The sequence below is a fragment of the Enterococcus sp. AZ109 genome (assembly GCF_051714625.1).
Taxonomy (GTDB): Bacteria; Bacillota; Bacilli; order Lactobacillales; family Enterococcaceae; genus Enterococcus_A.
In genome coordinates this window covers 760147-779698 of record NZ_JBIOSF010000002.1, presented here as the reverse complement: position 1 = coordinate 779698, position 19552 = coordinate 760147, and the positions used below count along the sequence as shown (strand labels likewise).

Annotated in this window: 20 protein-coding genes; 8 read left to right on the top strand and 12 right to left on the bottom strand. The window is 38.5% G+C overall.

Annotated elements, in window-relative coordinates:
* Positions 1–298 precede the first annotated feature (298 nt).
* The 7 genes from IGI42_RS20380 to IGI42_RS20350 all read right to left on the bottom strand — a co-directional run bounded on the left by IGI42_RS20380 (position 299) and on the right by IGI42_RS20350 (position 5929).
* On the bottom strand, positions 299–1504 hold the full coding sequence (locus IGI42_RS20380; RefSeq protein ID WP_438717874.1) for an OmpA family protein: 1206 nt from the start codon (positions 1502–1504) through the stop codon (positions 299–301).
* 16 nt (positions 1505–1520) lie between these two features.
* Positions 1521–2426 carry a hypothetical protein gene (locus tag IGI42_RS20375; protein ID WP_438717873.1) on the bottom strand — a complete coding sequence of 302 codons (906 nt, stop codon included), beginning with the start codon at positions 2424–2426 and terminating at the stop codon, positions 1521–1523.
* A 1-nt stretch (position 2427) separates the two neighbouring features.
* Positions 2428–2877: a hypothetical protein gene (locus tag IGI42_RS20370; protein WP_438717872.1), complete on the bottom strand. Its 450-nt coding sequence runs from the start codon at positions 2875–2877 to the stop codon at positions 2428–2430.
* Complete coding sequence (locus tag IGI42_RS20365) at positions 2870–3652, bottom strand: hypothetical protein (protein ID WP_438717871.1); 783 nt, start codon at positions 3650–3652, stop codon at positions 2870–2872. Before IGI42_RS20365 ends, IGI42_RS20370 begins: the two co-directional genes overlap by 8 nt.
* Before the next feature lie 63 nt (positions 3653–3715).
* Positions 3716–3844 (bottom strand): hypothetical protein, encoded by a 129-nt coding sequence (locus IGI42_RS20360; RefSeq protein WP_438717870.1) that lies wholly within the window; start codon positions 3842–3844, stop codon positions 3716–3718.
* Positions 3845–3893: 49 nt separating this feature from the next.
* The gene (locus IGI42_RS20355; protein ID WP_438717869.1) at positions 3894–4166 is read right to left on the bottom strand and encodes a hypothetical protein; all 273 of its coding nucleotides are present in this window, start codon (positions 4164–4166) and stop codon (positions 3894–3896) included.
* A gap of 1481 nt (positions 4167–5647) precedes the next feature.
* Complete coding sequence (locus IGI42_RS20350) at positions 5648–5929, bottom strand: hypothetical protein (protein WP_438717868.1); 282 nt, start codon at positions 5927–5929, stop codon at positions 5648–5650.
* A 1003-nt stretch (positions 5930–6932) separates the two neighbouring features.
* On the opposite strand from IGI42_RS20350, the gene IGI42_RS20345 reads away from it, so the two are divergent.
* From IGI42_RS20345 to IGI42_RS20335, 3 genes are all read left to right on the top strand, one after another.
* Entirely contained in the window at positions 6933–7148 is a 216-nt protein-coding gene (locus tag IGI42_RS20345) for a hypothetical protein (protein WP_438717867.1), read from the top strand.
* Positions 7149–7218: 70 nt separating this feature from the next.
* Positions 7219–7947, top strand: coding sequence for a DUF2922 domain-containing protein (locus IGI42_RS20340; RefSeq protein ID WP_438717866.1), 729 nt, complete (start codon positions 7219–7221; stop codon positions 7945–7947).
* A gap of 96 nt (positions 7948–8043) precedes the next feature.
* Positions 8044–8175, top strand: coding sequence for a hypothetical protein (locus IGI42_RS20335; RefSeq protein ID WP_438717865.1), 132 nt, complete (start codon positions 8044–8046; stop codon positions 8173–8175).
* A 443-nt stretch (positions 8176–8618) separates the two neighbouring features.
* Here the strand turns inward: IGI42_RS20335 and IGI42_RS20330 are convergent, their stop codons facing one another.
* Complete coding sequence (locus IGI42_RS20330) at positions 8619–10460, bottom strand: BglG family transcription antiterminator (RefSeq protein ID WP_438717864.1); 1842 nt, start codon at positions 10458–10460, stop codon at positions 8619–8621.
* Between the two features lie 214 nt (positions 10461–10674).
* Positions 10675–10872, bottom strand: coding sequence for a hypothetical protein (locus IGI42_RS20325; protein WP_438717863.1), 198 nt, complete (start codon positions 10870–10872; stop codon positions 10675–10677).
* A 501-nt stretch (positions 10873–11373) separates the two neighbouring features.
* On the opposite strand from IGI42_RS20325, the gene IGI42_RS20320 reads away from it, so the two are divergent.
* From IGI42_RS20320 to IGI42_RS20300, 5 genes are all read left to right on the top strand, one after another.
* Positions 11374–12855 (top strand): ABC transporter permease, encoded by a 1482-nt coding sequence (locus IGI42_RS20320; protein WP_438717862.1) that lies wholly within the window; start codon positions 11374–11376, stop codon positions 12853–12855.
* A gap of 12 nt (positions 12856–12867) precedes the next feature.
* Positions 12868–13542 carry an ABC transporter ATP-binding protein gene (locus IGI42_RS20315; RefSeq protein WP_438717860.1) on the top strand — a complete coding sequence of 225 codons (675 nt, stop codon included), beginning with the start codon at positions 12868–12870 and terminating at the stop codon, positions 13540–13542.
* A complete protein-coding gene (locus tag IGI42_RS20310) occupies positions 13535–14923 on the top strand; it encodes a PASTA domain-containing protein (RefSeq protein ID WP_438717858.1) in 1389 nt (462 codons plus the stop codon). Before IGI42_RS20315 ends, IGI42_RS20310 begins: the two co-directional genes overlap by 8 nt.
* Before the next feature lie 178 nt (positions 14924–15101).
* Entirely contained in the window at positions 15102–15482 is a 381-nt protein-coding gene (locus IGI42_RS20305) for a BlaI/MecI/CopY family transcriptional regulator (protein ID WP_438717857.1), read from the top strand.
* Positions 15479–16564, top strand: a complete 1086-nt coding sequence (locus tag IGI42_RS20300; protein ID WP_438717856.1) for a M56 family metallopeptidase — start codon at positions 15479–15481, stop codon at positions 16562–16564. Before IGI42_RS20305 ends, IGI42_RS20300 begins: the two co-directional genes overlap by 4 nt.
* A 93-nt stretch (positions 16565–16657) precedes the next feature.
* Here the strand turns inward: IGI42_RS20300 and IGI42_RS20295 are convergent, their stop codons facing one another.
* The 3 genes from IGI42_RS20295 to IGI42_RS20285 are packed head-to-tail and all read right to left on the bottom strand — an operon-like array spanning position 16658 to position 19544.
* Positions 16658–17533, bottom strand: a complete 876-nt coding sequence (locus tag IGI42_RS20295) for a class II fructose-bisphosphate aldolase (RefSeq protein ID WP_438717855.1) — start codon at positions 17531–17533, stop codon at positions 16658–16660.
* On the bottom strand, positions 17527–18078 hold the full coding sequence (locus IGI42_RS20290; RefSeq protein WP_438717854.1) for a hypothetical protein: 552 nt from the start codon (positions 18076–18078) through the stop codon (positions 17527–17529). Before IGI42_RS20290 ends, IGI42_RS20295 begins: the two co-directional genes overlap by 7 nt.
* Positions 18075–19544: a xylulokinase gene (locus IGI42_RS20285; protein WP_438717853.1), complete on the bottom strand. Its 1470-nt coding sequence runs from the start codon at positions 19542–19544 to the stop codon at positions 18075–18077. The genes IGI42_RS20290 and IGI42_RS20285 overlap by 4 nt, the downstream gene beginning before the upstream one ends.
* Positions 19545–19552: the final 8 nt, after the last annotated feature.

The window sequence follows — 19552 nt, the reverse complement described above, 5'->3', positions numbered from 1 at the left end:
TCCCTTCCTTTATAGTGGATTTCTCATTTGTAGCAGCTCTGTCATTTCTCTCCTTCACTTATTTATACTGATGAAAAATCCACTTAGTTCAGTTTTGAGTAAATAAATTCCTTTTAAGTTCATCAAAACTATCGATTTGAGGTTGTGACAGAAGTGTTCAGCTCCAAGAAATAAGCCGAAAATAGCTGCTCATATTTTTGCATTTATTTGGCTTATTCCCGAAAGAGCTGCTTCAGTTACATCGATTGTGCGGTTTTCAGTGGCTGTGACGTTTTATGTCACAGCCATTCGCTTGATTTTATAAGTTATTCTTGATAGATATAATTTCTGGCAGCGAAGATTCATAATCAGCGATTACGATTTTGCGATTTAGTTTTGCCATTTCCTCTACAAGTTTGCCATCAATGACATCTGTAACATGCCACGGATCTGTAGAACCACAACCGACAGAAACTAATTGTTCTTGGCTAACACCTGATTGAATGAGTACTTTAGCAACTGCATTTGCGCGCTTCTCCGATAAAATTAATCGTCCCTCCTCGCTTCCTTGCGTGGCTGTAGATCCAATGAGCAAGATTTTCAGATCATTTTGCTTGATTTGCTCGGCGATTGGCTGAATTATTTGTAACGCTTGCGCTTCATCAACGAACTCCGCAGAATCCGGTTTAAACTTCACTTGTGTTTCATCCAAAACTACGGGTGCTTCAGTGTTACCTGCTGAAACAGCCAGTTCTTCTGTTTCAGTATTTAAAGTAGGTACGTTGCTAACAACTGGGTACTTTGAAGCATCAATGTCTGTGGTGAAAGCTACTTCCGTAAAAGTTGTCTTTTTCACACCACTTTGTTCGAAATACCTCTCCCAAATTTGCTTCAGATTTTTTAACTCTTTTGCACTTAACTTTGTCTGAGGAACTGCCGTTTCGCCAAGTCCAACAATTTCAATCTCATCAATGGAAGATAAATCAATCACCGCTTCACGTTCAACTAAGCTTTCAACAACACGTTCAGCCGGAGCATGGAGATATCCGCCGTTAACAAAGTCGATTTCTCCGTCAGTGGACAACATGGACTCAATCAAGATGATTTTTTTGAAAGATTCCTCCCTATCAGAGAGGCTTTTCGTTGCTAATAAAATAGATTCATACAGATTAACTTCAGGCGTTTGCGCCGCACTCTGTTCGCTAGCTTCAGCAATTTCATTTAAAAGGTTGTTAACATTTCGATTAATTCGTTCTGTATTCTTTCCACCTTTTATTTTCTCAACCTCTAAATTAGCGATTAACCGAGGAGTTTGCTCAGATGAAATCATGGCTATCGTTCCTCCATCAGAAGCGGTTTGTTCAACCGTAGAATCAGAAATTACTTGGTGAATTGGGAGTTCTTTCATATTTGCGTGATTACCATAAACAATTGCAACGTCCATAAACTGCTCTGAATCACTGTTTCCACAAGCTGACAAGAGCGAAAGCAACCCCAAAATAAATACTAATTTTACTTTTTTCATTTTTAATTTCCCCTTTCTACTTATCCTGACAATCCTCCAAACTCAAGAAATCCTTTAATTCAAATTTTTCTTTTTGATTTACCTGAAAATTCGACAATCTTTCTGACAACTGTTTTGACAAATAATTGATTTCATCAGGCTCGCCCAAGTACTGCGCTAATTTTGTTCGTGCAAAACATAAATGTTCCATACGATTATCTTGCAAGCATTCTAACGCAGTAATATACTTTTCATTTTCTACATCCACCGCTTCTCGGATTACGCCTTCAAAATCCCTTATAATCTCCTTTTGCATCATCTTCTCTTTTTCAATTTCAATTTTGAATTCTTCGATAAGGTTCAGCTGCTGACGCAATTGGTACTTCAAATACTTTTGTTCTTTTTCATCCTTGTAAGCCAGATAGGCAACTAATAACGTACTGCCTACTGCCATTAAGCAAAGCATGCAAACCATAATATCCGATGGCTCAATCATTTGAGAAACTTCCTGCTGGTTCAACGTATTAGTAACGCCGCCACTTATTAATGGAAACAGCTCATTTTTCATCGTGAATCTCAAAGCTAAAATACAAATTTGCGGTAAAAAGGCAACTATTGTAGCTGTAATAATAAAAGCTCTTGACGTAAGTTTTTGCCCTAAAACATCACCGAATGCATAAGAAGCAATAGCAAAAAATATAGTAAATCCAAAAGTAAGGAGCAAAAGCATCACCAAGTTATCGTTCGTCACAAGTGAAAAGGTACTATACAAAGGAAAAAAATCTATCACGGAGTTAACCATCATGGCAAAAAACAGCGCCGTGCTATGAACAAATGAAAAGCGTAATTTCTTAATAAAACCTCCCTCTTTAGCATTTGACAATTTTTGCACTCTTCTTTTTTGCACCTGTTCTAAATCAGCTAAATTCTCTAGTTTTTCCATTTTACATCTCCTCCAATTTATCTAATCTATTTTTTATTTCTTTCTCTTTTTCTTCAAAACTATCGAATTCTTTTTCTAAAGATTGTTCAATTTGCATACCACTCGATTTTTGAGTAGTGTAGTTTCTCGTCAATTTGTGTAGTGTTTGCCTATGCTCAGCACGTTCTAGGTTTATTTGAGCATTGACCTTCCTGTATTGTTTGTCGAGCCACTCGTCGAGATAGTCAGCGTTTCCTTTATCGATATTCGTATTATTAAAGTACTCGTGCATCTCCGCAACCAATTTTGAATGGATTCTAGAAACCTGTTCATCAACTTTGTAATCAATAGGAGTATAAATTGTGTAGTCTACAGGCAATGGAATTTCAGAGTTTGAAAGAATTTGTTTCGTTTCGATGGTTTCAGGATAGCCTTTATGCTTTTCTTTTTTTGTAAACAACTTTTTAAACATTTACCCCATCCCCTTCTACTTCAATAGTTTCTAACAATAGATTCAGTCTTCTTTTTAATTTATCGGATTGCTCTAAATAATTTTTCTCATTCTCACTGGAAAAAGAATTGGTAGTACTCATAAATTCTATGGGGTACTCTTTTTCATTGGTTTTACTAAGAACCCCTTGTAAATAGCAATACCCTTTTTCCATAAAATGATGGTGCACGATCTGAACTTTCTCTTTAGTAATTAATTCTAATTGTTCTAATTCCTCACGAATTTGAATAAGTTCACTGATTGCGACATTTACTTCTTGGGTGAGTTGAACTTTTTGGTTAGACAAGTTAGACAAAGAACTTCTTTTGTCTTTTTCTCTACGATTTTTTACTATGGACACGTCTACTTTTTCTTCACCAAGCTTCTGCTCTAGATTGATCCTTTCTTCAGCTTTAGCCCTTAACTTCTGTTCCATCTCCTTTAGACAGAACTGACCATAATTGTATTGGTCAATATTTTTGTTGACTCTTACTTTCAAGGGAGCCATATCTGACGTTGCGGATAACCAAAGAATGTTCTGGACATGCTTGTCCTCCTCTATAAGTAAAGACAAAAAGGGGGAAGTATAGACATTAGAACTCGCTATAAAGACGGGCATATACTTTTTTGTATCTCTTCTACCTTTCAGTTTCATCCACCACTTCACGATTGGTCCGACTGGCTTTGCGTATTTTCGTTTCAGTTGTGCATGCTTTTGAAATTCATTTTGACTGTTCCCTTTTTTTAGACCAATCATTTTCACCACTCCTCAATTTATTATTGAATTTTCTAATTACTCTTGTTTGTATCGAAGGACAACTCATACCTCCAAACTAAAACTATTTCCTCGAGCAAAACTATCCATATCCAAACGAGAAGGATAAGCATTGCTGTGAATGTAATAACGTAGCGAAGTTTCAATTGACTTTCTGCTCATACTCTTTTTCATACGAATTCCTTCTTTCTTTGATTTTCAAAAAGGCAACCATCATGGATACTTAGTAGACCTGATAAAGTTGGAGTTCTTGACACAGTAACTGAACTCCTTTAGCAATTTCAAACTCAGTTGGTGAAAACATCTGTAGCATTTTTCCTGATAACGAATCAGAATAAATAGTTTGCAAAACGACTGTTTTATCTTTGTAACGAGTGACTCTGACAAATGGCAGTGCCGTTGCAGGGTTTCCATCAGCATCCAATACTTGAATCGACACAACTTTTCTTAGATATATCCCATAGTAATGTGCCAAAATCTTGTTGTTCGTTTTCATAGTGATCCCCCCCTGAATTATTTACTAGATTTTCCTTCTACCTCTTCATACTGACAAACTAAATACTTCGTTCGGATTTAAGTGAACTTTTTCTACTTCGCTTCTTATACCTTTGGATACTAGCGACTAGGGGACTTAGTTCGGATTTGTCAAATTTTTTTTGCTAGGCTTTCCTTACACATCTTCATACTGACGAACTAAATACTTCGTTCGGATTTAATCTACTTCTCTTCTTACACCTTTAGATACTAGCGACTAGGGGACTTGATTCGGATTTGTTAAAATTTTTTACCAGGCTTTCCTTACACATCTTCATACTGGCGAACTAAATACTTCGTTCGGATTTAGGTGAACTTTTTCTACTTCGCTTCTTACACCTTTGGATACTAGCGACTAGGGGACTTAGTTCGGATTTGTCAAATTTTTTTGCTAGGCTTTCCTTACTCATCTTCATACTGGCGAACTAAATACTTCGTTCGGATTTAAGTGAACTTTTTCTACTTCGCTTCTTACACCTTTAGATACTAGCGACTAGGGGACTTAGTTCGGATTTGTTAAATTTTTTCGCTAGGCTTTCCTTACACATCTTCATACCGGCGAACTAAATACTTCGTTCGGATTTAAGTGAACTTTTTCTACTTCGCTTCTTACACCTTTTTATACTGATAATTGGAAACTTAATTCAGTTTAGAGTAGTTTTTTATTACTATCATCCTTTCTACATGAATCACCGTCATTTCTGTATCGATAACTATTTTTCATAATAGATGTCAAAAAATTAGTAGCTTGGTTTTTTTTATGATTATTTACATAGAAAAAAAGCCGTATCCAAAATTGAATGGATGCGACTTATTTCGTTATGAGATAGATTTTTTTCCAGCAAAAATATTTGGTGATCTTCTAAATTTCGAGTTAGGAATGTTTGATAAATACCAGATCTTCAAACATAGTATTTCACTTTTGGCTATTTCCTATAATAAAAAACATGTTGGATACATCTGTTCTTGCTTTTCGTCCCTTGTTGTCGGGGATAGGTTTCGATTAGATGGATTTGAAAACGTTACTGTATCAATTCTGAAATACATTATTTCCTGCCCGAAAATAAGACAATCCGTACTCTTCTAACTAAGTATTTGGTCGCCTTATGGACAAAATTTTATATTCAGAATGAAGGGGTACTAATACTAACGTGTATAAACTTCTATTATTCTTCTCTCTTGTCTTCAGCCTGTTCCGATTCACAATTGTTATTAGTATGCTGAATTCCTATTTTGATGTTATTCAAACAACCTTCTAACTCTAATGTGACTGACAACAGCTATTGATCTATCCTTTCACCATTGATATATTAAACTTCGAATACTGTTCCATACGGCTGAGTTATTTTGAACATTCCGTTCCTATCTCCATCAGTAAAATTTCCCTCTTCAATTTGCCCGTCAGTGTACCTGACACGCCCATATCCATTTCTCATGTCATTGCTATAAAGCATACAAAAGATTTTCCTGCATTTCCGTACGAGTAGGAATACTATCCAAGATTGTCCTATTAGAAATTAGTTCTTCTACACAGATTCCTTGTGAATCACATAACCTTTTTAGCTCTGCCATGCGGAACATCTTAGAATCCTTATCTGCTCTATCTACATCATTTAAGGCAAGCACAAAATCCTCCCGACAGTAATAGCTTTTCAGTTCTGATAACTTCCCTTGAAAAATGGTTCTCATTTTTAATGTGTATTCAAATTGTTTTACTGACTGCATGTTCTTTCCTCCCTTTATTTTCTCACCATGATTTTTATCCTAGAAGTATAATGAGTTTTACTAAAAAATTTAAAAAGCTAACTATTAACAAGGCATGGGGTCCTTCTAGAAAACTTACAAGAGCTTATTCACTGTGATGCCCTTTTTGATAATGATTAATTCAAGATGTTTTTACTGAATGAAAAATGCTCATTCATTCAAATTTTTCGCATTTATTATTTATTAAATCAAAAAATTGTTTCATTCTTATCCATTTATTATAAAGGACTTATTCATTGAAGAATAGTACCAAAACACCCTTAAGGAATATCGAATAGTTCATGTAATATCAAAGATTCTTCTGAAAGAATATGCCAGTTATAGAGATTATTCGAATCCTAAGCGAACCCTCTACTATGACTGTTAAGTAGATAATTTATACTTTTAAATTTGCAGCATATTTTAATAAAAATTATGTTCCCATAGTAAACAATCAGTGAAAAATTCGTTACTAACGAAGCGTAGAGGGGAATATGATATGTGTTAAAAAATTTCAACGAACAATTTGCTTTTTCAGATTTCTAATTGCTGTGGTTCCCTTTGTTTTTAGCTATGTACTTTCCACTACTCAGACACACTCAAGACTTGAACCTGTTAGAGTTCGCTCATGCCAGGTGAACCAAAAATAAGCACTCTAGCTCTCCGCTAGGTGCTTATTTTTCCGAAATCTTCTTGCTTCTATTGTTATTTTATCAAGTGTTTCTTTTTAAGTCGTTTATACTTCAATTAGCAAAACCTTATTAGATCAGCCTTAATCGTCCTTTTTTGGTCAAAATCGAAAATTTCCAAATACCCCCCTATAATTTCCTTAAGTACATTTTACTGTGCGATCAAATCAACATTTCACAAATTGGCACTGGAAAAAATGTAGGGTATTTTGGAAAAAATCGCATTTTGTTCTTTTATTCTTTTGGGTTATCTTTTAATCACCGGCCGGAACAAAAAACTTTAGGAGGAAAAACACATGATCCAACAATTAGGAACCAAATTACAAGTACGAATTGCTCAAGAAGATGACACTGCTAAAAAGGTCAATTTCAGTAACATAGTAAACAATCCTACCGAAGCTGAGATTGTTTCACTAGGTGACGTGTTAACTGAACTTTCAACAGAAGGAAGCATCCTGGATGACATTATCGTGACTAACCAAACACGAGTGACTAAAACAGAAGTTATTTAAGCTAAAATCTCAGGAACTTACCTATGAACCCTGTAAAATTCCTGAGAAAAACAAAAAGGAGAGAAATAGAATGTTAAAACTAAAAGCTGTATTTGAAGATGCCACTGGCAAGACCCACCGCTGGTCATTTAATGAACCTGATCCAAATAAATCCCCCGAGAAAATTAAAGAGGCACTGGAAACAATGACGACTTTGAACCTGTTTGAAAAAAACGGCGTTCGTCAATTCCAAAAAGTCGTCTCTGCCAAATTTGTCGAAACCATTGAAACACCAATTTTTGATGTAAGAGAGCAAGGTGAAGTTTATGTAGCAGATCCTGATAATGCCTTTGCGCCGTTGATTATTGCCGATGAAGTTGACCAAGTCTTTGAAGACGTTGAAGAAATGAAGCCAAGCGAAGAAGCGGAAGAAGAAAAATCTGTAGCAGTTGATGATAAAAATGCTCTAGAAACAATTGAAACGGCAAGTACACCGAAGACGGTACTTGAAAAATACGGAATACCTAGCCAAGCAAAAGCTGCGTTGGATGCGGCGTTTGTCAATCCTGAAAAAACTATTACTACCGGAGTACCTGTGGTAAAGATTGATTCGCTAGATAATGCTGGCGAAGAAAAAAAGAAAGATGATGGACCCGATAGCCCGGCTGAACAATCTGAAGTTGATCAGGCTGAGCCCCAGACCGCAGAACGTCCGAAAGCTTCCGAATCACGAAAAGAGCGATTGGATCGCCTGCGAGCCTACCACGAGGCGAACAAGAAGAAACAGAAGAAGAAAAAAGGGAAAAAGAAAAAACGCTAACTTCCTGCCCTAACTTCTTGTGCCGGAAAGGTGGTGATGCTTAACTTTGCAGTGTTTATGGCGCTGGCTAATCTTCTAGTAAAGGAGAGATGCCACATGTTCATCCTAGGAAAGGAACGTTTGCCATGTAGGAAAGGAACGTTTGCCATGACTGTGTATCAAGCGTTGACTCTAGCAATTGCTTTTGCCAGCTTGATGATCACCATTGACCGGAATCATAAGAAATAAAGGCTTCACAAACTAGCTCAGCTTTGGAGCATTAAGGCAAGACTAGTTTGAGGAGCCGAAAATCAAATAAACCAAACTTACTCACACACAGCCATCGTCTTAAACGGTGCTGCTTGCGAAGGTGCGTGCGCGCCGTACCTTCTGATTTGAGTAAGAATGTCCTCTTGTTAGGGCGTCTTTTTCACTTGCAGAGCCCTGCTCTTTGACAACTACATACTTTATTTTACTGATTAGTCAAAAGATAGATTTTCAATTTGAATAGTACAAAAAAAGAGCCCTACAAGGCCGGTCCTTGTAAAGCTCTTCTTGTGCCGAAGCACAGTTTAGTACTCGAGTTATGTGTATAGAATAACATAATTGTCTACGATTTTCTAGAGCTAAAATAGGCAAAATCGGAGAAATTTTTGTGCAGTTATTTCGTCTAATTAACTTTATTTTTCTCCTTATCTGCTCGCCAACAATTGCGCATAATCTTCCCGCGAATTCACCTCTTGCATTTTTTTCCGCAGGTTTTGATCTGCAGAAACAACAAAAATCGTATCGTAAAAGCTCAATAGCTCAGCTTCTGTCTCCATCGTCAAATCGGCAGGTATCGCCACTAGAAAAACCAGTTCAATTCCTTCTGGAGATTGGCCGTTTTTGTAAGAGCCGATAGATACAACAATCTGACTACTAGTTGGATTGATGCCGTGGGGAAAGGCGATCCCGTTTTCCAGTACAGCGGACTCTTCCCGTGATTTTTTCAAGATATAGCTTTTGAAGGCTGTATCCGCCAGTTGTTGATTGATCAGCTGATCCAGCATCATGGATAAGTTGTCTTCATAAGTTCGGGTTGCATCTAAGGTCGCAAAACTGAAGGCAGTGTTCTCAAATGCTGTGGCTTTCGAAGCAATGATTCGTTTCCACTCTCCCAGCAGCCATTTGTCATTAAACAAGTCATTCAGTTTGATAACCGTTGTCGGTGTCGCAGATTCTGGCAAAGGAATCGTAGTAAAAATCGCAAAATAACGGGTCAGGTCTTGGGTGCGATAGTCTTCTTCCGAATAGTGAGTAATCTGAATATTGGAACCTAGAACACTCACTAACTGTCGCTTAATCATTAGGGCCGTCCCTTTCCCAGTATTGCAGACCACCGCAATTTCCTTTGCTGCATCCTCGGGGTCATCTTTTAGCGCCAACTCAAAATAAATGGCCAAATAAGCGATTTCAGATTCTTGCTTTGGCTTAGCTAAAAAGTCCGCCAGTGCTGTCACACCGAGATCTGCCAGCTGGCAGGAGAAGGCATGCTTGTTGCGAAATTCTTGATCAAAAATATCTTGCAGCTGGACGTGGAAAATAATGCGATTGACCAAAAACATGAAATGCGCCCTTAGTTTATTGAACAGCTCCTGTTCCTCTACTGTGATTAGAACGGATGCTAGAATTTCTTGCATCATTAGATGAAAAAGTTCGCTTACCTGCGGGTTCGCTGCCAAGCGTTCCTCTACCACATTATTATTGAAGATGTTTAATGGAAAACAGAGGAAATCAAAGTCCAACTGACTGATGGTAATACTATAATTGATTTCTAAAGTCATCCACAACTCCTCTAGCTGTGGATCGCTTCCAAAGTAATTAATGTAGTAAGGCAAGACTGCTGAAAGATTTTTGCCCGCATGAATTCGCTCCAAGGTTAAGGCGATGACCTTCTTCAGTAAGCCAGCCGTTCGAAAATCTAGTTTCTTCGTTTCGGCAATTGCATCGATCAACGGTAAAACCTCTTCGCTTAATTCAGGCGGGGTCAGGTAATCATATGCGTGATACAAATAAAGCAGCCGCAGATTTTCTTCCTCTCCTCCCAGCAGCAACCCTTTGTTAGGAGTACCGGTCAGAGAAATACCAAAAGAGGCGAGCACTTCCTTAAGCTTTCGCAAGTCTTTATTTACAGTCGAACGGCTGACCCCGATTAATTCCGCCAGATCATCAATCACCACATAATCATCTTGTTTCATGAAGCAATCAATCAGGACCGCTATTCGTTTGGAGCTAGAATTAAAGTCCGCCTGTTGTCTCAAACTGCCATTCATTACACCTTCAAATTGTTGAACATTGGATACCTTCAGCTGATAACCGTCGGCAACTTCAACTATTTTTGCCGTGTGGTCCAATTGTTCATTCAAAAGCTGAATGGTTTTTTTCACCGTTTGGGCAGTGGTATCGGTTATCTGCTGAAGTGCTTCGATGGTTAAACGATCGTGAGAAATAAACTGCTGCAATAGTTGATACCAACGGTTTACCAATGCCATGTTTATTCCCCACCTTTCTTCTAATCCAGATTTAACTACTACTTTAATTATTACCTCTGAATCGGAATTAAGCAACTCTTTTGTGATGGATTGGGTTTGAGGTTTTAAGCAAAGATACCCCTTTTTTTGTATAAGTAAATGGCTTTCTTTTCAGTATTCTAACTATTTTTCACACCTTCGATAAATGTGGCTTTGCTGCAAAAGGTGTTACTACTTACGGACGATCATAAGCCCTTCCTAAATATACATACACACCGATGAAGTAAAATAGAACTATCAGCGGTAGGTAAGTAACTGAAAAAAAGGAATCAATCACTTTATAACCAGCGAATCCTATAACTACAAAGAGCCACCATTTTTTTAGAGCTTTCTGTTTCTTTTCACTTAGAATTTTTTTCTTTGTTTTATTCATCGTTCACTTCCAACTTCCTTATTGTCCAAAAAATTTTCTTAGTCGGCTACTCTGAAAATAACTGTATTCACCTCTGAGCATTCTTCAGGTGGTTTACAAATATAGTGTAAGACAAACAAAAGGTCTATAAAAGTATTTTTATCACTTTGAAATAAAAAAAGCACTCGCTTTCGATTCTTCAAATCTGACTTTACTAGAAAAAACTGATCCTAATCCCGATTATAAAAAAATGTATTATCAATAATTTTATAGACACTCGCTGAAATCGTATTGTATACTATTTTTAGGAGGTGTTTAACTTATTATCAGAATAGAAACAAGTTGATGAAGGAATAACAAGCTAATACCCAAGAAAGAAGCAAAAATGAAAGCGCTGTTATTTTATTTATTCAAGATTTTTTATCGAGGTCGACTATCTGCAATAAGCACTCAGTTCCTCATTGTAACTGACTAAACAATATGGAATAATAAAATTAAAATATAATTAGAAGGAGCGATTCTATGGACTTCAAACAACGAGCACTCAAGAGTATTACCCGACGAAAAGGCAAATCACTCATTTTGTTTTTCGTTGTTTTTATTTTAGGGAATGTGATCGCTGGAGCGGTGGCGATTCAACAATCTACCACAAATGTTGAAAAAGAAACCAAGCGCAGTATGGGTGCTGTCACTAGTATCGAAATGGACTACGAAGCTTATGAAAAGAAAATGAGCAGCCTCTCAGAAGATGACATGACTACCGTAGAATACCCCAAGTCGCCTAAAGCCGAAACCTATCAGGAAATCGGTAATCTTTCTTACGTCAAACGCTACGATCTTTACCTACCAACTGGTACCGGAACAACCAAGCTCAAAAGTATGACCAGCGAAAGCGTCGGTTTTGGTACTCCTTATATGTTCACCATCAAAGGCTTCAATCAAAAAGAATTTTTGGACGTTACTGAGGGTCTGATCAAAATTGCCCAAGGGGACGGCTTTACTGATAACGATATAAAAAATGGTACCAATGCCGCCATCATCAGTCAGGATGTCGCAGAAGCCAACAGCTTAAGCGTCGGCGATTCCTTTGTTTTAGATGCCACCAATCAGATATATGATGATACTGCATCAGCCGAGGGTGAAATCAGCGAACCGAAAACAACTACCTTTGACTTTCCCATGAAGGTTGCTGGTATTTTCACCGTCGCTAAAAAAGATCTAAATACGCAGCAAAGTCCGGAACAGCAACATGAAAGTGAATGGCAAGCACTGGATCAGTTGAACACTATCTATACTACAGAAGGTGCTGCTCGTAACCTGAACAAAAAGATCCAAGAAGCCTTTGCTAGCGGTATAGAAGGTTTTGAGGAGGATTCAGAAGACTACTATCAGGCGACTTATGTATTGAAATCACCGGATGATATTGAGGCCTTTCGCCAAGATGCAAATGCCCTTTTGCCAGAATTTTACCAAGTTGTTGCTTCCAGCGACCAATACGAACAAGTAGCGGGCGGTCTAACCAAGCTGAACACTATTTCTAAATATGTTGTGATTGTGGCGGTCATTGCGACATTGTTGATTCTTTCGTTAGTTGTCCTGTTATTTATGCGAGATCGTAAACACGAACTTGGTATCTACCTTTCTTTTGGCGAAAGCCGCAGTAAAGTAATCACCCAGATTGTCTTGGAGCTTTTGATGATCAGTAGTATTGCGCTAGTTCTTTCATTGATTACTGGTAACTTCCTAGGCGGTGCGATTTCTCAGTCCTTGATTCAATCGGATTGGATTAGCAACTCAAACCAAGACGGTATCATGTATTATGGCACCAGCAGTTTGATGCAAAACAGCCTCTCCTTTATGGATGTCCAACAAGCCTACAAAGTAACCTTCAGCATTGGCTACATTGTGACTTATCTGCTGGTGGGCGTGGGTACTGTACTGCTATCAGCCATTTTGCCACTGCTGTACATTCTTCGCCTGAATCCGAAGAAAATTATGATGTAGGGAGGATCGACAATGACACTATTAGAAGCTAAAAATATCGATTATTACTACCAGGATGGCGATCAACGACGTTTTATCTTAAAAAACGTGTCCGTTGGCTTTGAAAAAGGCAAGCTTTACAGTATTTTAGGAAAATCCGGTTCTGGTAAAACCACCTTTTTATCCTTGATTAGTGCTTTAGATACTCCTAAAGAGGGCCAAGTTCTATTTAACGGCAAAGATATCGCCACAATTGGCCATGAGAAATTTCGCAAAAATGATATTAGTATCGTGTTCCAAAGCTACAACTTGATTCCTTATTTGACTGCGGTGGAAAATGTGTTGATCCCCATGGCGATTACCCAAAATGACCTGCCAAAAGAGAAAAAAGAAGTAGCTTATAATCTGTTGAAATACATCGGCATTACCGAAGACAAGGCTAATCGTCTGGTGACTCAGCTTTCAGGTGGTGAGCAGCAACGGGTCGCGATTGCCCGCGCATTGTCTATGAATGGCGATATTATTCTAGCCGACGAGCCGACTGGAAATCTGGATGAAGAACTGGAGCAGGAAATTGTGGATATTTTCAAAGAACTGGCTCATAAACATCAAAAATGTGTCATTCTAGTTACCCACTCCAGTGAAATTGCTCAACAAGCCGATGAAGTCCTTCAATTACGTAAAGGTGTGATGAGTCGTTATGAGTGATTTTTTATCTAATTTTACTAACGATAATTTTGACAATCAGGAAAAAAAGAAAGCCAAAGAGCTGGAAAAAGAAGTACAGGAAGAGCAGGAAGTTGAACCAGTCGAAGTTCCTGCTCCACCTCCCCTTATTGAGTCTGAACCAACGGATGAGCACGTGGAATTTGATCCTACCTATAAAAAGCGCAGACAAAAGAAGATGATGCTGTTTTCTTTAGGTGGCTTAGTTCTGCTGCTGGGGATTTTCATCGCTTATTATCAGTTCACTCGGGTGAAGGTGCCAGATTTTTTGAAACAGGAAATTGCTCAGGCACGGGAATGGAGTGCCGAAGAAGGGATCCCTTTGAAGATCGAAAACACCTACGATTTCGACATTGCCACAAATAACATAACGAAGCAAAATGTGAAAGCTGGCGATAAAATCAAAAAGAGCGACACCTTGACCTTGACGGTTAGCTTAGGTCCTGATCCAGAAGAACAGCTGACTTTACCCAAATTCGAAGCCATGACGCTTGAAGCCGCCCAAGATTGGACCAAGGAGCATAAAGCAGAAAACGTCTCGATTGTTCAGCAGTACCATGATACGATCGGCAAAGGTCAGTTTATTAAACAAGAAGCCGCCGATAAGGAGTTGAACTTGCAGGAATATAAGCGTAAAGACCGTTTTACCGTTTATTACTCCAGAGGCAAAGAAAACTTCGAAAAGAACATCGAAGTCCCAGATTTTGCTAACAAAACATTGACTGAGGTCACTGATTGGGCTAAGAAAAACGAGCTTAAGCTGGTGACTGAAAAAGTCTTTTCCCAATCGATCGCTTTAGACAATGTAGTTTCTCAAACAACTGCGGCAGGTGCAAAAGTTGCGAAACAAGATGAATTTAAAATACAGATTTCCAAGGGTAAACCATTGATTGTCCCTAATTACCAAAATTATACCTTAGAGCAAGCTCGCGAGCTGTCCAACAAAGTCACTGCCGTGTTGAAGAGTGTTTACTCAGAAACCGTCCCTTATGGTCACTTTATCAGTCAGAATATCGCAGCCGGTACTGAATTTGATGAAAAGGACAACCCACCTACGATTGAAGTAACCTATTCCGAAGGGCAGCCTTATCTTAAGGATCTAAGAAACAGTGTACTTGAAGGCGACCTGCCAAAACTGTTTTTCGAAACTTATTCGGCTAAGGGAGCGAATATTACCTATGATATTTATTATATGGATTCTGACAAACCAAAAGGAACCGTTATTGAGATGAGTCGTTATGGCGAATATGTTCCCATGAATACACACCTGACAATTGGTATCAGCCTGGGGAATATCCAACCCGCCGAAGAGTTCGTGAACGGGTCACCCGAACCGTATATGCCTGAAGCAATTGAAGAATGACGGGTAAGTGCCAGCGACTAGAGGTTGCTGGTGCTTTTTTAACAGATAAAATAAGCTTCACCTTTTACAAAAAAAGTTAATCCTTCATCATTTATATTTGGCTGGCTGTTGAAAAGTTCCGTAACTTTTTTATGATATAATAATAATTAATTAGAATGTCTAGGGAGATGAATGTACCATGTCAAAGTACAAGTTAACTAAGAAGGAATTGGAAATATTGACTATCTTGTGGGGGAGTGACGAACCATTGACCGCACGACAAATAATTGAAAAGAATTCTTCACTAGGAATGAGCACAGTCCAAAGTGTGTTGAAAAAATTGACCAAAAACAAACTGATTGAAACGGCTGAGATCGTTTATAGCGGTACCGTTCTTACTAGAAGCTACTCTCCGATCGTAGATGAAGAAACCTTTATCCTCGACCAATATAATGATTTCAACATGTCAAAACTACTGGCGGGCTTCCTCGTTAAGCAGCCTAAAGAAGAGTTAGCAGTTGAAATTTCTAAAATTGAAAAGCTGTTAGAGGAGAAAAAGAAGGAGCTGCTGGATGAATGATTCTTTCTGCGACTTCATTAATTATTGCATTGGTGACAAGTTCAATCCTTGCGCTAATTGCGATGATGCTGGTAAAGCTGATCAGCTATAACAAAATCATTTCATCAAAATATTTGATGACCATCTGTCTAGTCTTCATGATTCGACTTATACTCCCTTTTGAGTTTTTCTTTACGCGAACCCTGCCATCTTATCGAATTTTGCCTGTATTACGCAATTTTTTGGAAGAAAAGTACTGTATATTGGGATATCTCTATCTAAGACCGCTAGAACTACTTTCTATTCTCTGGATTATCGGCTCGCTTTATTTTGGCTACAAATTCATTGTTAGACTTAAGAAAGTGTCAGGTATTAAAAAACTAGCTGACTCAAGGCGAAATCTTTTTTCCACAGCAAATCAAGTTGTTTTCATTAACAAACCTGTTTCTCCTTGTGTAGTAGGATTGTTTAAACCAACAATTATATTGCCAAATTTACCACTCTCAGAATCTGAAATTGAACTAATCTTAAGGCACGAATTTCTCCACATCTCAAGTTTGGATTTATTTATCAAGTATCTTTACGAGATAATCTCAATCGTATACTGGTGGAATCCGTTAGTCCATTTGTTCAGAAAACATTTGGATCTGATTATTGAACTGAAAGTTGATGATCAAGTAATTGAACAGCTCTCAACGGAAAGAAAATTCGAATACCTGCAAGCATTGATTAATTTGGGGAAGTTTATTGATACCAATCCGAATGATACGGAAGGGTTAGTTACCAGCTTTTCAGGTACAAGCCACTCCTATCTGCTGCTTCGTTCCAGAAATATTCTGCATACAACGAAAAAAAAGCCAAAGATTTTGTCTATGGTATTTGTCGGCTTATTCTGTTTTGTCTTATCTAGCAGCGTGATTTTTGAACCTTATTCCGTCCCGAAAGACGTGGAAAGAACAACTATGCGCATCACTCCAGATAATTCTTATCTAATTAATATTGGCGATGGTCAGTATGAACTATATAATGAAGAGAAGCTTGTGCATGTTGTTACGGAGGAGATAAGAAATTCTGAATTTTTGGAACTTCCGATTCGTGAGTAGAATATCGTTGATAAATTGTTTTTAACCACCGGCTGTATTGAAGTCGGTGGTTAAACTTCGAATTCTCTTTTACAGAAAAATATGTGATCGAACTTACTTTCTATTGTGGCTGAATGCTGTCATCGCTTTTACATAATCATCTTTTACAGCTGTAGTTATTTTCTCAATACAATCCTCTAAAAAATATTCCTGATTTTTGTCGCCTAAATAATTTTCTAGAGCTTGTGCTCCGGCTTTATTCGCATAGGTGTAATAATTAATTTTAGCAATCCCATTGTTGATGGCAATTTGATAATCCGTGCTGCTCACACCTGATCCGCCATGCATCACTAAAGGTATCCCTACTTCCTCATAAACTTCCTTGACTCTATCTAGATCTAGTCTAGGTTCTTTTAAATAAATCCCATGAACCGTCCCAAATGCGATAGCTAGGCAATCTACGTTGGTTGCTTCAACAAATTCTTTCGCTTGTTTTGGATCGGTGTAAATATCGGTTTCTTCACCGATTTTATCATCGTCTGGATCTCGGCCTTCACCGCCGCCTAAGGAAGAGGTAAAAACATGGCCTAATTCCGCTTCAACACTGACACCCAAGCTATGCGCAATTTTGACAATTTCTTTGGTTTTAGCAACATTCTCGGAAAACGGCAAATTTGAAGCATCAATCATGACTGAAGTGAAGCCTAGCTTCATGGCATAAACAATTGCGTCAAAGCTCTTCCCATGATCCAGATGAACCACCACAGGAACCTTGCTTTGTTTGGCATACTGGATCATAATCGGACCAATTTCTTCTAAAGGAATCAACGAACCATGACCTTCTGCATGCTGCAAAATCACAGGCTGGTTCAATTCTTCTGCTGCTTGAATCGCGGCCCGTACCATTTCCAAATTTGGAACATTGAAGGTAGCGATTGCGATTTTTTCATTTCTTGCTTTAATTAGTAAATCCTTTAATCCGACTAACAAGAAACCACCTCAGCTTTCGTTTGATTGATTTCACTCACAATGTTTTCTGCTAATGATCGCATCGTTTTATAAGGCATACTTGATAGGCTGATAAAATTAGGGATTAACCAGATCTCTCTACTTACTTGTTCTTCCATTTGGAACACGATCGAAACTTTGATACGGCCAAGCTGCTGAAGTTTCTTTTTGACTGTTCGTTCAACTTGTTCTTCAACCACTTGACAGCTGACAATCGATGCAAATGGATAAAGCTCAGGCTTCAAACTTTCTTTGGTGTATTTCTTATGATTAGGCAAACAAAGCAACCGGTTGTTGTCATCAAATAGAACATATTGATTGATTTTCCTCGTCATTTCAAAGGAATTAGTGACAGTATCCTCTTCAGAACCTTCAACCAAGGCTAAAAGTTCACTCTTAGTTTTCGTTTTAATCGTTTGGGTAAAATTCAAGCTGACTTTTTCGTAACAGACCTTACAGACGTGGCCTTCTGCGCATTTGAATTTGACTAATTTTAAGGGTGTGCGGCACAATAGACATTCTTTCACTCTTCTTCACCTCCGGCTAGTAGGAACAACTGCGTCAATTTCAGATATTTTTTGTAGCGTGTCGTGTATTTTTTGATTAATGTCGGATCTGGCTGCACCATCTGGTAGTCACTTTCGGGAAATTTAAAGCTGCCTTCCACTCCCATAATGGCTAAAATCGCTGCCCCATGGACGGCTTCTTGTGAGGTCATCACCCGTTTGATAGGATAACCCAGCACGTTGGCAAAAATTTCGATCCACAGCTCACTTTTCGCGCCGCCGCCAACGATGGTAAAATAGTCCGGCTGCTCTTCGTTCTTCATGGAAACAAACAGCTGGCGAATGCCAAAAGCCAAGCCTTCCAGCACAGCTAGATACATTTCTTCTCGTGTTGTTTCTAAGCTCAGTCCTACAAAAGCACCGCGTAATTCTGGATTGGCGAACAAAGTTTTCTCCCCATTCATATGTGGGAAAAACAGGACATCGTTTTCGCCTAATAGACTTTTGTCAATCTGTTGCTGTTCAGCAGGATAATCGCTTGTATGTAGGATGTTCTCAAGCCACCAGCTGTTTACCTTGGCTCCTGCCTGAACGGTACCTTGGGTGATAATTGAATTGTCGTCTTTTGTGATTTTAGCGATCACATTCTTCCCAGTTTTTTTTAATTGATGATGCTTGTTAGGAATTACCACAACTCCTGAAGTTCCTAAAGAAACTAATGGTTGATCATGTTCAAAACTTCCTGACACCAAAGCCGAAGCGACATTATCTCCCGTTCCTGATACCATGGGAATAGGTTCTTTAATTCCCAGTTCTTTACAAACATCCTCGGTTAATTTACCAATAACAGTCGCTGCTGGGAGAATCTCTGGAAATAGTTGTTCCTCTAAGTCGAATAGCTCCTGTACTTCCTGTGACCAGCAATCTTGATTTAAATCATACAAAGAAGACGTGGAAGCATCACAATAATCAGTCGAATAAGTGCCAGTAAGTCTTAGCTTCACGTAATCCTTCGCAATCAAAAATTTATTCAACTGCTGGTAATTTTCAGGCTCCTCTTCTTTTAACCACAGCAGACTTGCCAAGGGACTGCCGGTAGAAACAATTTTAGCAATGTGAGCTGCTTTAGCATTCGTCAGTAACTGCTTTCTAATCGCTGGAATCAGTTCTTTCGTCCGATGATCGTTCCACATAATCGCTGGACGAACAGAAAGACCGTGCTTGTTTACAAACACGGTCGAGTGCATCTGTCCGGTAATCCCAATCCCTGCGACCGTTTCAGCAGGAACTTGTTGGAAGAGTTCTTTCAGCCCTTCCAACACAATTTCCACCCAAGTATCAGGATCAATTTCCGTCCAACCTTTATGAGGAGTAAGATAATCGTAGGCATATTGTGCTTCATACACGGTTTCTAGTTGTTGGGTGACCCCAGAAATCTTGATAGTGGTCGTCCCAATGTCCAAGCCTATATAGATCGATTGTGTCATCTTTTCTC

Bases quoted from the DNA above. Each gene is read 5' to 3' on its own strand.
- IGI42_RS20380 (WP_438717874.1), bottom strand. From the start codon at position 1,504: ATGAAAAAAGTAAAATTAGTATTTATTTTGGGGTTGCTTTCGCTCTTG.
- IGI42_RS20375 (WP_438717873.1), bottom strand. From the start codon at position 2,426: ATGGAAAAACTAGAGAATTTAGCTGATTTAGAACAGGTGCAAAAAAGA.
- IGI42_RS20370 (WP_438717872.1), bottom strand. From the start codon at position 2,877: ATGTTTAAAAAGTTGTTTACAAAAAAAGAAAAGCATAAAGGCTATCCT.
- IGI42_RS20365 (WP_438717871.1), bottom strand. From the start codon at position 3,652: ATGATTGGTCTAAAAAAAGGGAACAGTCAAAATGAATTTCAAAAGCAT.
- IGI42_RS20360 (WP_438717870.1), bottom strand. From the start codon at position 3,844: ATGAAAAAGAGTATGAGCAGAAAGTCAATTGAAACTTCGCTACGTTAT.
- IGI42_RS20355 (WP_438717869.1), bottom strand. From the start codon at position 4,166: ATGAAAACGAACAACAAGATTTTGGCACATTACTATGGGATATATCTA.
- IGI42_RS20350 (WP_438717868.1), bottom strand. From the start codon at position 5,929: ATGCAGTCAGTAAAACAATTTGAATACACATTAAAAATGAGAACCATT.
- IGI42_RS20345 (WP_438717867.1), top strand. From the start codon at position 6,933: ATGATCCAACAATTAGGAACCAAATTACAAGTACGAATTGCTCAAGAA.
- IGI42_RS20340 (WP_438717866.1), top strand. From the start codon at position 7,219: ATGTTAAAACTAAAAGCTGTATTTGAAGATGCCACTGGCAAGACCCAC.
- IGI42_RS20335 (WP_438717865.1), top strand. From the start codon at position 8,044: ATGTTCATCCTAGGAAAGGAACGTTTGCCATGTAGGAAAGGAACGTTT.
- IGI42_RS20330 (WP_438717864.1), bottom strand. From the start codon at position 10,460: ATGGCATTGGTAAACCGTTGGTATCAACTATTGCAGCAGTTTATTTCT.
- IGI42_RS20325 (WP_438717863.1), bottom strand. From the start codon at position 10,872: ATGAATAAAACAAAGAAAAAAATTCTAAGTGAAAAGAAACAGAAAGCT.
- IGI42_RS20320 (WP_438717862.1), top strand. From the start codon at position 11,374: ATGGACTTCAAACAACGAGCACTCAAGAGTATTACCCGACGAAAAGGC.
- IGI42_RS20315 (WP_438717860.1), top strand. From the start codon at position 12,868: ATGACACTATTAGAAGCTAAAAATATCGATTATTACTACCAGGATGGC.
- IGI42_RS20310 (WP_438717858.1), top strand. From the start codon at position 13,535: ATGAGTGATTTTTTATCTAATTTTACTAACGATAATTTTGACAATCAG.
- IGI42_RS20305 (WP_438717857.1), top strand. From the start codon at position 15,102: ATGTCAAAGTACAAGTTAACTAAGAAGGAATTGGAAATATTGACTATC.
- IGI42_RS20300 (WP_438717856.1), top strand. From the start codon at position 15,479: ATGATTCTTTCTGCGACTTCATTAATTATTGCATTGGTGACAAGTTCA.
- IGI42_RS20285 (WP_438717853.1), bottom strand. From the start codon at position 19,544: ATGACACAATCGATCTATATAGGCTTGGACATTGGGACGACCACTATC.